Origin of the sequence: Bacillus sp. Root131 (assembly GCF_001429475.1) — a bacterium.
GTDB lineage: Bacteria > Bacillota > Bacilli > Bacillales > Bacillaceae_G > Bacillus_A > Bacillus_A thuringiensis_S.
This window is the reverse complement of the sequence record NZ_LMJQ01000007.1, coordinates 56,357-71,051: the sequence shown is the minus strand read 5'-3', so window position 1 is coordinate 71,051 and position 14,695 is coordinate 56,357. Positions and strand designations below refer to the sequence as shown.

Here is a 14,695-nt window from a genome sequence, read left to right as displayed (position 1 = left end):
CACACTGGAATCACTATAGATTTTATACTAAGAATTGAAATATAGATAGTAATTATATAGTTAGGAGTTTTGAGATGCTTTTAAAAGAAATAATTATAAAAAATTATAGAAAATTTAAAAATGAATCGTTCTCAATGGCTGATGATATCACCTTGCTTGCTGGGGCAAACAATAGTGGTAAGACGTCCATGATTAATTTAATGGGATCAATAATGCAAAGTGGTAAAACCCCCTTTTGTATTTCGGACATTCCAGTAAAATTATCAAAAAAATGGGTCGATGAAGTATATGAAATATTTGTAAGGTGTTTTGATGAAGATGTTTTATCTACAGTTGAAATGATTGTACATGAACTATTTGGTGATGAATTATCTAGTTTAAAAGGTGATTTAATAATACCTGCAACACTAATACGTTTTAAAATAGAATATACGGAAACTGATGATATTAGAAAATTTGCTGATTTTATTATGGATTTAGATCCGGATAATAAAAACTTCTATTTTGAATATTTGTTCCAACCAACTAGGAAATCCTTTAGAGAAGCATTGGAGGATAATTATAACAAATTGTATGCAAGATATAAGAAAATAAAATCCTTAGAAGGTTCATCTTCAAAGGTCCAGCAATTTAAAGAAATTATATTATCGATATATGAAGCTAGTATTATTGAAAAGTGTTACTTTAGTGATAGGAATTATATAGATAAAGTAGAGATTGATGTTTCGATTTTTAGAAGATTATTTAATTATAAATATATCAATGCGGGTAGACCACTTGATGATCAAAGTAATGGTAATTTTAAAAGTCTTAGTAAAAATATGATTGAACTTGCAACGCATAACAGTAATTTAAATACCTTACTAGAGGAGTTGCCAGATCAAATACTCAGTCCTATACAAGATGCAAGAATTATTGAAGAGGTAAGGAGTGCTTCGGTTAGAAATCTTAGTAATACAGTTAAAACGATTTCTAAAGCAAGTGGAGGAAATACGGGCAGCATGATTCTTGATATAGACATTAATGAGGAAACAATAACTTCTCTCCTTAATCAAATAACTAACACTAAATATCAGTATGAAGGTTATATTCTTGATGAAGCTTCTCAAGGGTTAGGTTATAGTAATATGATTTATATACTTCTTCAGTTAGAAACATATCAAAGAAAAATAGACCCATTAGTAGTGAATTTATTTGTTATAGAGGAACCAGAATCACATATGCATCCTCAAATGCAAAGAATCTTTGGGAAACATTTAAAAAAATACTATCTTCAAAAAAAAATACAAGGATTAATAACGACTCATTCTGGAGAAATGGTGCGTCTAACTGAAATGAAAAACCTTAGAGTCTCAAGACCACTAAATCATTTAGAAAGTAAAATTTATGATTTTTCGATTTTTAAGGAGAGCTTGAGTGGCGATATTACTTTGGATACGTTCTATGATTGGTTTTATGAAATTGGATTTTCAGAAATTGTTTTTGCAGACAGAGTTATTCTTTATGAGGGTGATACAGAACGACTGCTTATAAGAAAGTTATTGACTTTAGATGCATATGAAGAGCTTAATCAAAAGTACATAGCGTATGTTCAGGTAGGTGGTGCTTATGCGCACAAGTATAGTAAGGTAATCGATTTCCTGAAAATAAAAACACTTATTCTAACGGATTTAGATTATAAAAAAGGAGCAGTAACTGTAGAAGCAGTAAAGGAATCTAACACAACAAATGCAACAATCAATAGCTACTATAATGATTCAAAAGGGACGGATCTTCCAACAGTACTTGATCTGTATAAATGGAAAGAGAACGGTGAAAATAACATGTTCGGAGGACTAGCTTTACTCAGTTATCAAGGACAAGCTGAACAGTACGCTCGTACCTTAGAAGAGGCTATGTTATCAAAGTTTTATAATTTTAATGTATTAGAAAAAAAGATAGAGCTTTTTGGATTCAAAGAAGGGATATTGATAAACTTAAATATACTGTTCCGAACCCTGTTAAACCAAATGAAGATAATCCAAATCCAGATAACAAATATAGTATTAGGGATATTGTTAAACATACAGAAAATCGAAAGACTGATTTTATGTACTCATTGATTTTAAATGGTTTAATAGAAAAGATGCTTCCTAGTTATATTGAGGAGGGATTGGATTGGCTACAGAAATAGTGGAGAATATGTTTTGTGTTAATGCGCCAGCAGGTAGTGGTAAAACAACAAAAATAAAATCAATGATTGTAAATCATAAGATAAAACATCCAATAGATAATATACTTTGTATAACCTATACAAAGAGAGCTGCGGAAGAGCTTAACAAAGATTTTAATGAAGAAGGGATTCATATAAGTACAATTCATTCATTTCTTCATAAATTTTTAAAAATATATTTTTGTAAGACTGAAATGAAGGATTTATATTTTGAAATGTTTGAGGACTTAATCAAAGAAAGTATAGAGAATAAAGAGGAAAAAGAACATATAGTTACAAGAAACCAAAAGTATATTGAAAAGCATGGTTGTTTATCGGTAGAGAGTATCAAAGCGAATATAGATGCTATTTATTATAATGAGTCTTCGAACAATCATCTTTACACAGGGGGATTAGCCCATGATAGTTTATTGTTATTCGCAGAAAAGGTGTTTGATAAGTTTCCGAAGATTAAAATGAGACTAACGCAAAAGTATCAATCAATCTTCATTGATGAGTATCAAGATTCGGCTGCTAGTGTATTAAGAATGTTTTATAAGGCATGTCTTAATACAAAATCAAACCTCTATTTTCTTGGTGACAAGATGCAACAAATATATAAGAACTATGATGGATCATTTGAAGAAGAATTAAAAACTTTGAATACCGATATTAAATTAGATATTAATCACCGTTCAATACCAGATATCGTTTCTGTGCTAAATAATATATATAATGATAAGGGGTTTAAACAGAACCCGTCTAAAAAAAATCTTGATATTAAACCAGACCATCCACCAAGAATAATAATGTGTGATAACATTCAAGAAAGGCTAAAAAGAGAGTGTTCAATTTATCCCGATGCTTTATTGCTATTTTTATTAAATCAACAAAAATTTGCTTCAATTGGTGCAAGAGAATTATATAAACAATTTAGTCACTTGGAGAGATATTCACATGCAAAACAATTAAGTGCCACGGATGTTTTATCTGATAATACTAGTGAAAATACAGATCCTCTTTTAAAACTACTTTTTATAGTCGGAGAAGTGGTAGATTATTATAAAAAGTCTAATGTTGGAAGTATAATTCAAATTTTTAAAGCGAATCGTAAATTATTTGACATGGGGATTGGTACAATTACTAGTCATCGGGATAGAATTGATTTGACCAAACTGTTAAAACAGCTGTATGAAGATTATCATAAAGAAATCTCGATAAGTGAATTTTTAACTTTATTGAGGGGATGTAATCTATTTAAAAGCAGCTATATAGATAACATGGGCGATGAATATTTGGAAGTTTTAAAAGTGAAATTAAATGAATTTAAAGCACTATCAAATTATTTGCGAAATCCAGCAGTCTCAACACAGCACGGGGTAAAAGGAGAGAGTCATAATACTGTATTCTTTATTGCAGAAGATTCTTTTAGGACGCCAATAGTTCATATGCATAAATTCTTAAAATTATGGACTATTAAGGAATTAACGTTAGATTCTTTGGAATCTTTTTATTATGATTATAATAAATGGATTGAAGATACAATTAGCCACTTGGGATGTAAAATATCGGATTTAAATAAAGAAAGTCACAATGAACATAAGATTTATTTAAAAACAAGGGTAGAGCAATTATGCAAGCATTTTGAGGCTGATTTTATATTTAAGGATTTATGTGAAGAATCTTATAGTAAATATATTCTCAATCCCAATGTTACAAATATTAAAAAGTGTTTTAAAGAAAGTACTGTGTATGGTGTTCTTTCGGCTTATAAACTTTTTTATGTAGGTTGTTCAAGAGCAAGGAGCAACTTATCTATTTTTGTTGATAAATCTAAGATTGAAGGTTTCTCAGAGGAATTGATTGTTAAGTTAAGAAGAATTGGTTTTAGTGTTGAAATTGAAACAAAAGAATTGCAGAAAGTGTAGTGTTGCTTCAAGTAAGTATTAGAGTTAAGCAACATTAGCAATTAAAAAAGTGGTTTTTTATAAAATTTAATGTCAGCCAATTAGTAGGGTAAAATACGTCCATAATAAAAGTGTTGAATTTTACATTATATTATTTAGAGGTGTTAATATGGAGTTAGGAGAGTTTCTTTATAATTTAGTTCATTCTGAAAAGCCATCAGAATATATTTTGCAATGGGGAATGTATAATCGAATTACGAAGGATTACAGATTAATTGCTGTATCTAAAGAATACGATAAGGACGCTGTATACCCAAAGGGTCTTGTAAATATTTTAAATCAAAAAGATACTGATTTTGTCCCATACTTTATGTCGGAAAAATTATTTTTCTTAGATACTACTATCATACAATCGATGTTACAAAATTCAAGTGTACAGATTCAATATGACTATTCAATTATGTTAGATACAAATTATACTAGTTACATTGAAACTTTTTTAAAGGATTTTAATAAACCTAACTTTTCTGAGGGGAGTATTTATAAAACGTTAGATACTTTGTTAAGAAATAAATTTAATTATGATTATACTTACTACTTGATTGAAAACTATAAAAATTTGTTTTCTTCTGGGGAGAAAAAATTCACAATATCTGACTCTAGTCATATTGCATTATACGAAAACTTATATTATCTGGAGTTATTTAAAAGTATTAATCATAAAGAATATATTAATAGCAATAAAATAGAGTTTATGATTAGTGAGAATGAAGCTAAACAAAAAACAGATGAATTAATTAATATTATTTATAATAATATTAATAAAGATGGACTTCGGATTTTTATTGATATGCATCAAAATATTACATTACTTTTAATCGGTATTTGGCAAATAAAGTTTAGTAGTAAAGCTAATGCTAAAAATAAAATGAAAAAATTATTTGATTTTGTAAGAACCAAGGTAGGGGTTTATTACGAAAGAGAACTAATTATTGCATTAAAGTACTTTGAAGATGCTAAGTCTGTCGGTATGTTGAATAAAATTAACAAAGGTAGTAATCAGAAAAGACTATTAGAAAAAATTGAAAATATCGCATGGGATTTTTTGGTTCCGAGAGTTATGGAATTTCAAATTAATGTAAATAAAGAAAAAACTTTCTTTGTTCCTTTTTTCTTATCACACGATAAAAAATTAAAAGATTTGATTAGAATGTTTAAAATAAAAGGTATTTTATTACACAAAGAAACTAAAGAGTTTATTCCGATTTCAGAACTAAATACTAATAAGTTGTTTGAAGAAAAAGGATTATTGAAAAGCTTGGAAATGTTGAAGTCTGATGAAGTGATGGAAGAAAGATTTAGGATTATGAAAGAAAATGTAAATAATAATTTTAAAGTTATCGATAATGAATTGAAAAAATTGATCCAAATACTTGATAATAGAGGGTGAGTAAAAAATTTATTTATTTACTTACTGGAGAGTACTTTATCGTTTTTACATGAAGTGAATAATATATGAATTATGATAACATAGTCTACTAAATTTGTTGGATAGTTGCTAATAGTAAAATTTCCATACTTGCTGATAGAGGAAATTATGAGGATACAGATGGTTTTAGAAAGGGTTTAGAAAATTTGGCCACTATCCGAATTCACAACCAAAGAAGAAAACTATATAAAAAAAGCAATGCAGCAGTTTAACACCTAGTTAAACTGCTTTTCCATTATAATAGAAGAAAAACCAACCGGAGGAAACCCACATGCTAACCTACAACAAACTAATCCGAAATAAAATCCAACAAATAATAAAAGCTAACGGAAAAACACCCACAACAAGAATCCTAAACGAAGATGAATACATAGAGGAACTCTGCAAGAAAACACAAGAAGAACTAACAGAATAAATCGAAGCAAAAACAAAACCGATAAACTCGAAGAACTATCCGACCTACTAGAACTAATAAACGCCCTAGCCGAACATGAAGGCACAACTCTAGAAGAAATCAACAACATCCGTAAAAAGAAAGCAGAAGAACGAGGTGGCTTCTCAGATCGAGTGTTTCTAATCAAAGTAACCGATAACTAACCCCTCCTAAGCCCCTTGCAAGCCCCTACCAAGTAATAAATCACTAAGAAAAAACACAACAAAACAAAAACACCAACAAACACCGTAGTAGGAGTCGAAAAAAATTTTGAAATAACACGCCAAAAACCCGGCCCTCCTTCCTATATATAGTACAAAGAGGAAATTTTCATTTTTGAATTAGGACGGGAGGAATTGGGATGGCGGTGTATCGTACTGTGCAGGTGAATTTTTGGCAGGATGATTTTGTTTTGGATTTGACGCCGGAGGAGCGGTATTTTTATGTGTACTTGTTGACTTGTTCGAAGACGACGCAGTGTGGGATTTTTCCTTTTCCGAAGCGATTAGCTGAGATGGAGACGGGTTATAATCGGGAGACTGTTGATAAGCTTGTGCAGCGCTTTGTTGATTATGGGAAGATTCTTTATGATGCGGAGACACGGGAGTTATTCGTTTTAAATTGGCTTCGTTATAATCCAGTGACGAATACGAATGTGGAGAAGTGTGTGCTTCGTGAGCTGAAGGGTGTGAAGAATAAGGAGTTTGTACATATGTTTCTTCAGAAGTGCGTAGAGGAGGAGCTGAATGTTCCGATGCTTTTAGCGCATTTCGGTATGCCGAGTGATTTGGCTGTGGATGATGTTGAGCCAGTTTGTGAGGAGACAGAGGAAGAAGAGGTTATAGAGGAAGAGACGGGGAGTCGCGTGTTTTCTTTTTATGAGCAGCATTTTGGTAGTTTGTCCCCTCATACGGTGGAGGAATTGAGTGCGTGGATGGAAGATTTGTCAGAGGAGCTTGTGCTGAAGGCTCTTCAAATTGCGTTTGAGAATAATAAGCGGACGGTTGCTTATGTGAAGGGCATTTTGAGAGGATGGCACGGGAAAGGATTTACGAAAGTTTCTGAGGTTGAGGCGGATACGGCGAGCTTTAGGAAAAAGGAGTCGGCTGTTAGTACGGGGGAGACGGAGGAGTTTTTGGCGAGGTGTGAGGAGTGGGAGAAGAATGCGCCGTCTGAGGAAGAGTTGCAGCGCTTTTTAGCGGAGCGCGGGTGGCGTCCATGAGTATTCAAAATGTGGAGGCGGAAAAGACGGTGTTAGGTTCTCTATTACTTGATGGAGAGCTTATTAAGGAGTGCCGTTTGACGGAGCAGTATTTTTCTCTGTCAGTGCATAAGTCTATATTTCAGTTAATGCGAAAAATGGAAGAAGAGGGGCAACCGATTGATCTTGTGACGTTCATTTCTAGGGTAGATCCGAAGTTTTTAGAGGGGATCGGGGGAATGGAGTATTTTATAGGGTTAATGGATGGTGTGCCTACGACTGCCAACTTCTCTTATTATGAGGGGCTTGTTCGAGGTGCCTGGAAAATGTATCAGGCGGGTGTTCTCGGGCACAAGATGGGGGAGCGTCTTATTGCGGAGAAGAATGAGAAAATTATTGGTGAGACGATTACGGCACTTTGTGAGTTAGAGGAGAAGGACTGTGTATGTGAGTTTGATTTGAAGGATGCGTTAGTTGATTTATATGAAGAGCTTCATCAAGATGTGAAAGAGATTACTGGTATTGAGTCTGGTTATACATCGTTAAATAAAATGACGTGCGGATTGCAGGAAGGTGATTTTGTCGTTCTTGGTGCGCGTCCTTCTATGGGGAAGACTGCGTTTGCACTAGATGTTGGACTGCATGCGGCGAAGTCTGGAGCGGCGGTTGGATTGTTTTCGTTAGAGATGAGTAGTAAGCAATTGTTAAAAAGGATGGCTTCTTGCATAGGTGAAGTGTCAGGAGGTAGGCTAAAAAATCCGAAGCATCGTTTTGCGATAGAGGACTGGGAAAAGGTGAGTAAGGCGTTTGCGGAAATCGGGGAATTACCATTTGAGATTTACGATAACGCAGGTGTTACGGTGCAAGATATTTGGATGCAAACTCGTAAGTTAAAGAGGAAGCACGGTGATAAGAAGGTTTTAGTTATTGTAGATTACTTGCAGCTTATTACGGGTGATCCGAAGCATAAGGGAAATCGATTTCAAGAGATTAGTGAGATTTCTCGTAAGCTTAAGTTATTAGCGCGGGAATTAAATGTTTGTGTAGTAGCATTGTCACAATTATCTCGTTCGGTAGAAGCACGGCAAGATAAGCGCCCTCTTTTATCTGATTTAAGAGAGACAGGACAAATTGAGCAAGATGCGGATGTTATTATGCTTATGTATCGCGAGGATTATTATGATAAGGAAACGGTGCAGAAAGAGATGACGGAGATTCATGTGGCAAAGCATCGGAATGGGCCTGTGGGGAGTTTTAAATTGAGGTTTTTGAAGGAGTTTGGGCAGTTTGTGGAGGGGATAAAGTAGTGAAAGGGCAAGTTGTTTTGAAAATAGTATCTGCATGTGAACCAAAGTTGTAATGCTAATTTCATAAGTTATATAATAAAGAAAATGGTAACTAATAGTTAAGGGGGATTAGCTATTGGCAGGGAATGATATTTCTTATCATAATAAAGATATTCTTATGAAGTTTTTAAGTGAATGTTATAGGGATAAAGGGCTTGAAGCATATGGATTAAAAGGCTTTCCAAAAATAAAAGAGCTGTTATTAAATGAATTCTCGAGAGTTCGTGCAGATCAAAGGCGCTCAGATACTTTATTTGAAATGGAAGATGGTTCAATTTTAATGTTAGAGTATGAAAGTAATACCCGTTTCCTTGAAAACCATTTGAAGTATATGGATTATGCAAATCAAATTATGTATCGTTATTATAATAAGAATAAAGAGTTACCGGATATTCGAATCGTGGTTATTTATACAAGTGAGGTAATGAATCCAATAGAAAAAATAGATGTATCTAGTATACGTTTAAATTCCAAAGCGGTTTTACTAAGCGAATATAATGGTGATGCTATCCTTCAAAAGGTTATTAAAAAAATGGAAGAAGGAAAATCTTTGACGGATGAAGAAACCATGAAATTGATACTTGTACCACTTATGCATAGCAGAGAAAAAAGACAAATTTTAATTGAGAAGACGATAGAAGTAGCAAAATGTATCTCCGATGAGCAAGAACAAATTCAAGTTATTGCCGGAATTCTTGTAGCTACAGATAAATTTATTGATGAAGACTACGCGAAAAAAGTAAAGGAGTGGTTACGGATGACAAAAGTGGGTCGTTTATATGAACAGGAGAAGCAAGAAGAAATTGATAAAGCACTTTCGGCAGCTGGAATGCTCTTTAAAGGAATGAGTGTAGAAGAAATAGCTAAAAAATTAGATGTAACAATTGAAAAGGTGAAAGAGTGGGAGAAGCGTTTATCTCATTAATCGCTGGGGTAATGGCAGCGTCTGTATAAATTTATACAAAAATAGCCGAATATTTATTATATAATAGTCGGCTATTTTTGTACGGAGAAGTTGTTAGGTTTAATACGCAAATCTTTTGGTTTGCTCTTGAATATGTTCCTCATTTCCCCATAAAGAAAGACTTTCTCTCTGCAGTAATCCACTGCTGCAAGTCATCTTGGCTACGTCGGACAAGTCGATTTACTAAAACGTCATGCCATACATAATCCTCAAGTAAGTATATATGAACGGGGTCATCTGTATAAAAAGCAATATTACGCTCTTCAATTGATGGTCCATAAATCATCTCTTTAGAATCTATCGATACAATAAACCAATGTTCTGTAGAGAGGGTTTCTGTATAAGGTGTGATACGATGAGCTTCTAGATTTTTAATTGGATTTTCAACATGTAAGGTAATACCTTGTACTGAAACTTTATCAGCTACCTCACATAGTTCCTCTTTTAACGCTTCATACATCTCATCCCACATTGAAATGACAATACGTTGTTCTGCTTTTTTTATTAATGCCTGACAATAGCTAATGATTGTTTGATTGTCTTTTAAAGTAATCACTCGATTATCCGTTTTTTCCTCGGAAGTTTCGAGTTTTTTTAATGAATCACTGATTCCTTCATAAGTAGAATGCCATTCTGATTGAGCTTTCTGTAAAAAGATTTCAACAGGTAGAGGTGAATAGCGAGTGGTGTCATTTATTTCTTCCTTCATGACAATTCCTTTTTCTACAAGGTTACCTAAAATCTCGTAAATTCGCGCTCTTGGGACACCCGAATCTTTACTCACTTGGTAGGCTGTGACAGGCCCTTGTTTAACAAGAGATACATAAGATTTAGCTTCATATTCATTGAAACCAATTTTTTTAAGCTGTTGCACTATGTAGTCCACTTTTTTCGTCCTCCGATGTTTGCTTTTATATTTTAACGTTACAATAACTGTTTACATTTAGCAAATTATTAGTTATTAGTTGTTGCACTATGTAGTCCACTTTTTTCGTCCTCCGATGTTTGCTTTTATATTTTAACGTTACAATAACTGTTTACATTTAGCAAATTATTAGTTACTATTCGAATAGTGACTAAAGGGGAGGCTACTAGTATGGATTTTTATTTAGACCCATCCGTATTAATGATTTTGATTGTTTTTGGATTTGTAGCTGCATTTATTGATTCAGTTGTAGGTGGTGGTGGACTCATTGCTTTACCAGCTTTATTATTTACAGGACTGAATCCAGCAAGTGCAGTAGCTACGAATAAACTAGCATCGACAATGGGAAGTGCAACTAGTAATATTGTGTTTTATCGTTCTGGTAATCTTGATTTGAAATCGGCGTTTAAATTATTTCCAATCACTTTTATAGGTTCCATAATAGGGGCATGGACCGTTCATTTAATGAACCCAGAAGTACTGAAGCCATTAATGCTGATCATGCTTGGTGTGGTCGCTATTTATACGATATTCAAGAAGGATTGGGGAAGTATTTCCACTCATAAGAAATTGTCTGGTCGACACGTCATTATTTTTACCTTTTTTATTTTTGCTATTGGTTTTTATGATGGCTTTTTAGGTCCTGGTACAGGTTCATTTTTAATGTTTTCTCTTTTATTTATTGGGTATGATTTTTTAAAAGCAGCAGGTACTGCGAAGTTTCTTAATTTAGGAAGTAACGTTGGTGCATTGTTGATGTTTATGTATGTAGGGCAAGTAAACTATGTGTATGGTTTTATAATGGGGATTGCTCAAATTGCTGGAGGGATTGTTGGCTCCAAATTCGCTATAAAAAAAGGAAGCGGGTATGTTCGTGCTCTTTTCATTACAGTAACTTGTTTATTGTTAGCGAAAAATCTGTATGACTATATTCAGTAAGTAATTAAAGAACGTAGAAAAGGTTAAATACGCAGATTACATAAAATATAAGAAGACACTAGGGAGAAAATTCCTTTTAACGTTTTTTAGATGCTACCTTATTTGAAGATAGCATCTAAAAAGAAAATCTAATTGAAGAGAATGAAAATAATATAAACTCATATTTTTCTATGTAAAACTTCATTTGTTTTGTTTACATAATATCTTTACAATCATTTGATAAAATATATGTAACTGCATATTGTGAGGGTGGGTGGTTATCCCTTCTTTCCATTTGGAAGGAAAGGGGGTGATAATATGGAGTTTTTGATTAATCTTGTAAAAGAGTTTCTGAAAGCGACTGTACGTGAAGTTTCAGCGTATTTTTTGCGGAAGCAACTTCTGGGTAAGGACAACAAAAAACCACTCCGCGCCGTAGGAAGCAAAAGGGTGGGTTTCGTAAAAAAATAATAACGTATAATAACCACCACCCTATACGGTAGCAGTTAAGGAAGAGATGTTAGCGCATCTCTTCTTTTTATTATATGCCAATTTATTCGCTGTCACACTTATATAGTATTCTACGGAAAATATATCATATTCCTATTTTGTGGTCAATTTGATTGCATGATTGAAAAGGTGTAGTCTTATTCCTCTTCAAACTGAAAAATATCCCGGTTAATGAGTTGGTGAAGATACCTATCCATTTCAGCAGCAGAAACGCTTCTTTCATTTTTAAACCACCATGTGCTTAATGAGGTGATTGCCCCTGAATAAAATTCAATGATTAAATCGTTTGGCATCGTATGATTTTTGCGCAGTTGATGTAACGCTTCTATTTCTTGTTTTCTCGTTTCGTGACTTAAATACTGTGTCCGGTTAATAAATTGTTCATCAGACATTTGCGTTTCTAATATTTTACCGATTTCTTCATGGTGTAGAAATTGTTCCATTACTTGAAATGGTTTACTTAATCGATCTGAAACGGGTATTTCAGCAATCATCTTACTGTATCGTTTAAATCCAAATGCTAATAAAGCATCTTTATCTTCAAAGTGTTTATAAAAGGTTGTTCGGTGTACCATCGCGCGGTCACATATTTGGTTAATTGTGATCGTACTATATTTCTGTTTTGATTGTGTCATTAATTCAAATAAGGAATTCCATAGTAATTTATGTGTACGTCTAATACGTAAATCAATTTGTTTTTCATTATCGTTCATCTACAATTCTCCTTTTTTGTAGATTAAATATACAGTGGCTGAAAATTGATTCTCCCTTTTTAATCTACATATGTATATTATATTACATGTGTTCTGGTGTATTTAAAGTTTTTAGTAAGAAACAGGAGGAGAATTTGCAAATGAATATGACAACTAAGAGCCCAGCAAGTAGCAAAGTTGATACTTCTAATATGAAACATACCCCCATTTTAATTGCATTACTTTTAGGGGCAATGGTTGCATTATTAAACGAAACGTTACTTGGTAATGCGTTAACAGTATTAATGAAAGAATTTGGTGTAACAGCTTCAACGATTCAATGGCTTTCTACAGCTTACATGTTAGTAGTTGGGGTTTTAGTCCCAATTACAGCGTTACTTCAGCAATGGCTCACAACGAGACAAATGTTTTTGATTGCTATGGTAACGTTTTTAGTCGGTACATTAATTGCGGGATTCGCACCGACATTTTCCGTTTTATTAGTCGGCCGTATCGTCCAAGCTGTAGCGACGGGATTAATTACACCGTTATTAATGAATACGATTTTAATTATTTGTCCGCCTGAAAAACGTGGTGCGACAATGGGATTAATCGCACTTGTGATGATGGCAGCTCCGGCAATTGGTCCTACATTATCTGGAGTAATTGTGGATTCATTAAATTGGCGCTGGTTATTCTATATTGTTATTCCTATCGTGATCATTTCCATTATGATTGGGATGAAGTACATTCAAAATGTTTCAGAGTTAACAAGGCCAAAAGTAGATTACCCATCTATCCTTTTATCGACATTAGGATTTGGCGGGCTTGTGTATAGCTTTAGTGCATCGGGTGATTTAGGATGGTCCGATGCAAAAGTGTATGGCACTTTAATTGTTGGGCTTATCTCATTATGTATTTTTGCCGTTCGACAATTGAAAGTTGAGAATCCAATTTTAGAATTACGAGCATTTAAAGTTCCGATGTTTACATTATCAGTTGGATTAATTGTCATTGTGATGATGTCGCTATTTTCAACGATGACTTTATTACCGATGTTCCTGCAAACCGTTTTACTCGTTACAGCTTTTAAATCAGGAATTATCATGCTTCCGGGAAGTGTTATTAGCGCCATAATGGGACCAATCGCAGGTAAACTATTTGATAAATTTAGTCCGAAAGTTATTATCGTTCCCGGCATTGTCTTAGTAGGAATTGCAATGTTCTTATTTAAAGGCATTACTCCTGATACATCAATGGTACAAATTATTGTCATGCATAGCGTATTAATGGTTGGACTCATGTTTGTCATGACAGCACAAACATACGGTTTAAATCAATTAACACCAGATTTATATCCGCACGGAACAGCACTATTTAGTACGTTGCAACAAGTAGCTGGCGCAATTGGTACAGCTATATTCATATCGAAAATGTCTTCAGGAACAACTAGCTATATGGAAAGCTCCGCAAATCCACTGGATCCAGTAGAGAAGTTAAACGGTTTAACGTCAGGGTTCCAAGGTGCATTTGCACTTGGGTTAATCTTTATTATTGTTGCATTTATCGTATCGTTATTCTTAAAAGAAGAGAAAGAAGGAGTAAAGGCAGCGAGGGTTTTACAGAACGAACATTAAGGTTTATATAAAAAAGACATCTTTCCCTAGAAAAGATGTCTTTTTTATATTTTTTTCGTAACACTTGTTTTGGGTGTCTTTATACATAAGAATTGGTATGTAAAATATTTGTATTTTTTGAACATGAATAATTATTGAGAATAACGATGCAAAGCCGTACTAATAACTAAAAGTCCAATAATGAGAGAAAGTGTTCTTATAATAAGTTCTGCCACTAATAGTTCACCAAATGATTTAGTGACATCGTATATAGATCCTGTTATGAGAATAGGTGCGATCATGATTATAATTCCAATTATTATTTGAAGAAGTAGATTGATGTTTTTATTCAAGACAATCACCTCCAAAAAAATAGGGAATGAGAATATGATTTTTTTGTATTATAAAATGATTATATCGTATTGCATTAGACGATGAGAATATTTTTAAATAGTAGAAATTAGAGACTCTTCAATAAAAAGGAATTAAATATGGTATTATTT

General features: G+C 33.4%; 11 protein-coding genes and 2 pseudogenes. 10 read left to right on the top strand and 3 right to left on the bottom strand.

The features are described from left to right. Positions 1-74 precede the first annotated feature (74 nt). The 7 genes and pseudogenes from ASE54_RS18910 to ASE54_RS35860 all read left to right on the top strand — a co-directional run bounded on the left by ASE54_RS18910 (position 75) and on the right by ASE54_RS35860 (position 9,492). Complete coding sequence (locus ASE54_RS18910) at positions 75-2,102, top strand: AAA family ATPase (protein ID WP_004400769.1); 2,028 nt, start codon at positions 75-77, stop codon at positions 2,100-2,102. 55 nt (positions 2,103-2,157) lie between these two features. Continuing rightward, the gene (locus ASE54_RS18905) at positions 2,158-4,119 is read left to right on the top strand and encodes a UvrD-helicase domain-containing protein (RefSeq protein ID WP_000179887.1); all 1,962 of its coding nucleotides are present in this window, start codon (positions 2,158-2,160) and stop codon (positions 4,117-4,119) included. Between the two features lie 148 nt (positions 4,120-4,267). Next, positions 4,268-5,548: a hypothetical protein gene (locus ASE54_RS18900; RefSeq protein ID WP_000418769.1), complete on the top strand. Its 1,281-nt coding sequence runs from the start codon at positions 4,268-4,270 to the stop codon at positions 5,546-5,548. A gap of 310 nt (positions 5,549-5,858) precedes the next feature. Further along, positions 5,859-6,184, top strand: a pseudogene (locus ASE54_RS35865) (nucleoside triphosphate pyrophosphohydrolase). Positions 6,185-6,381: 197 nt separating this feature from the next. Then, positions 6,382-7,242, top strand: a complete 861-nt coding sequence (locus tag ASE54_RS18890; RefSeq protein ID WP_000312210.1) for a DnaD domain protein — start codon at positions 6,382-6,384, stop codon at positions 7,240-7,242. After that, positions 7,239-8,528 carry a replicative DNA helicase gene (gene dnaB / locus ASE54_RS18885; RefSeq protein ID WP_000027321.1) on the top strand — a complete coding sequence of 430 codons (1,290 nt, stop codon included), beginning with the start codon at positions 7,239-7,241 and terminating at the stop codon, positions 8,526-8,528. Before ASE54_RS18890 ends, dnaB begins: the two co-directional genes overlap by 4 nt. Positions 8,529-8,643: 115 nt before the next feature. Beyond that, the gene (locus ASE54_RS35860) at positions 8,644-9,492 is read left to right on the top strand and encodes a hypothetical protein (protein ID WP_000908108.1); all 849 of its coding nucleotides are present in this window, start codon (positions 8,644-8,646) and stop codon (positions 9,490-9,492) included. 139 nt (positions 9,493-9,631) lie between these two features. On the opposite strand, the gene ASE54_RS18875 is transcribed toward ASE54_RS35860, so the two are convergent. Next, entirely contained in the window at positions 9,632-10,417 is a 786-nt protein-coding gene (locus ASE54_RS18875) for a TrmB family transcriptional regulator (protein WP_000384580.1), read from the bottom strand. A gap of 210 nt (positions 10,418-10,627) precedes the next feature. On the opposite strand from ASE54_RS18875, the gene ASE54_RS18870 reads away from it, so the two are divergent. Then, complete coding sequence (locus ASE54_RS18870) at positions 10,628-11,395, top strand: TSUP family transporter (protein ID WP_000348437.1); 768 nt, start codon at positions 10,628-10,630, stop codon at positions 11,393-11,395. A gap of 297 nt (positions 11,396-11,692) precedes the next feature. Continuing rightward, a pseudogene (locus ASE54_RS18865) lies at positions 11,693-11,877 on the top strand (hypothetical protein). Between the two features lie 144 nt (positions 11,878-12,021). Here ASE54_RS18865 and ASE54_RS18860 read toward each other — a convergent pair. Beyond that, on the bottom strand, positions 12,022-12,597 hold the full coding sequence (locus tag ASE54_RS18860) for a TetR/AcrR family transcriptional regulator (protein WP_000999291.1): 576 nt from the start codon (positions 12,595-12,597) through the stop codon (positions 12,022-12,024). Positions 12,598-12,737: 140 nt separating this feature from the next. On the opposite strand from ASE54_RS18860, the gene ASE54_RS18855 reads away from it, so the two are divergent. Then, the gene (locus tag ASE54_RS18855) at positions 12,738-14,213 is read left to right on the top strand and encodes an MDR family MFS transporter (protein ID WP_001057552.1); all 1,476 of its coding nucleotides are present in this window, start codon (positions 12,738-12,740) and stop codon (positions 14,211-14,213) included. A gap of 131 nt (positions 14,214-14,344) precedes the next feature. On the opposite strand, the gene ASE54_RS36435 is transcribed toward ASE54_RS18855, so the two are convergent. Then, complete coding sequence (locus ASE54_RS36435) at positions 14,345-14,545, bottom strand: hypothetical protein (RefSeq protein ID WP_001038824.1); 201 nt, start codon at positions 14,543-14,545, stop codon at positions 14,345-14,347. Positions 14,546-14,695: the final 150 nt, after the last annotated feature.

Coding starts and splice junctions, on each gene's coding strand:
- ASE54_RS18870 (WP_000348437.1), top strand. CDS start 10,628: ATGGATTTTTATTTAGACCCATCCGTATTAATGATTTTGATTGTTTTT.
- ASE54_RS18890 (WP_000312210.1), top strand. CDS start 6,382: ATGGCGGTGTATCGTACTGTGCAGGTGAATTTTTGGCAGGATGATTTT.
- ASE54_RS18910 (WP_004400769.1), top strand. CDS start 75: ATGCTTTTAAAAGAAATAATTATAAAAAATTATAGAAAATTTAAAAAT.
- dnaB (WP_000027321.1), top strand. CDS start 7,239: ATGAGTATTCAAAATGTGGAGGCGGAAAAGACGGTGTTAGGTTCTCTA.
- ASE54_RS18860 (WP_000999291.1), bottom strand. CDS start 12,597: ATGAACGATAATGAAAAACAAATTGATTTACGTATTAGACGTACACAT.
- ASE54_RS18855 (WP_001057552.1), top strand. CDS start 12,738: ATGAATATGACAACTAAGAGCCCAGCAAGTAGCAAAGTTGATACTTCT.
- ASE54_RS18900 (WP_000418769.1), top strand. CDS start 4,268: ATGGAGTTAGGAGAGTTTCTTTATAATTTAGTTCATTCTGAAAAGCCA.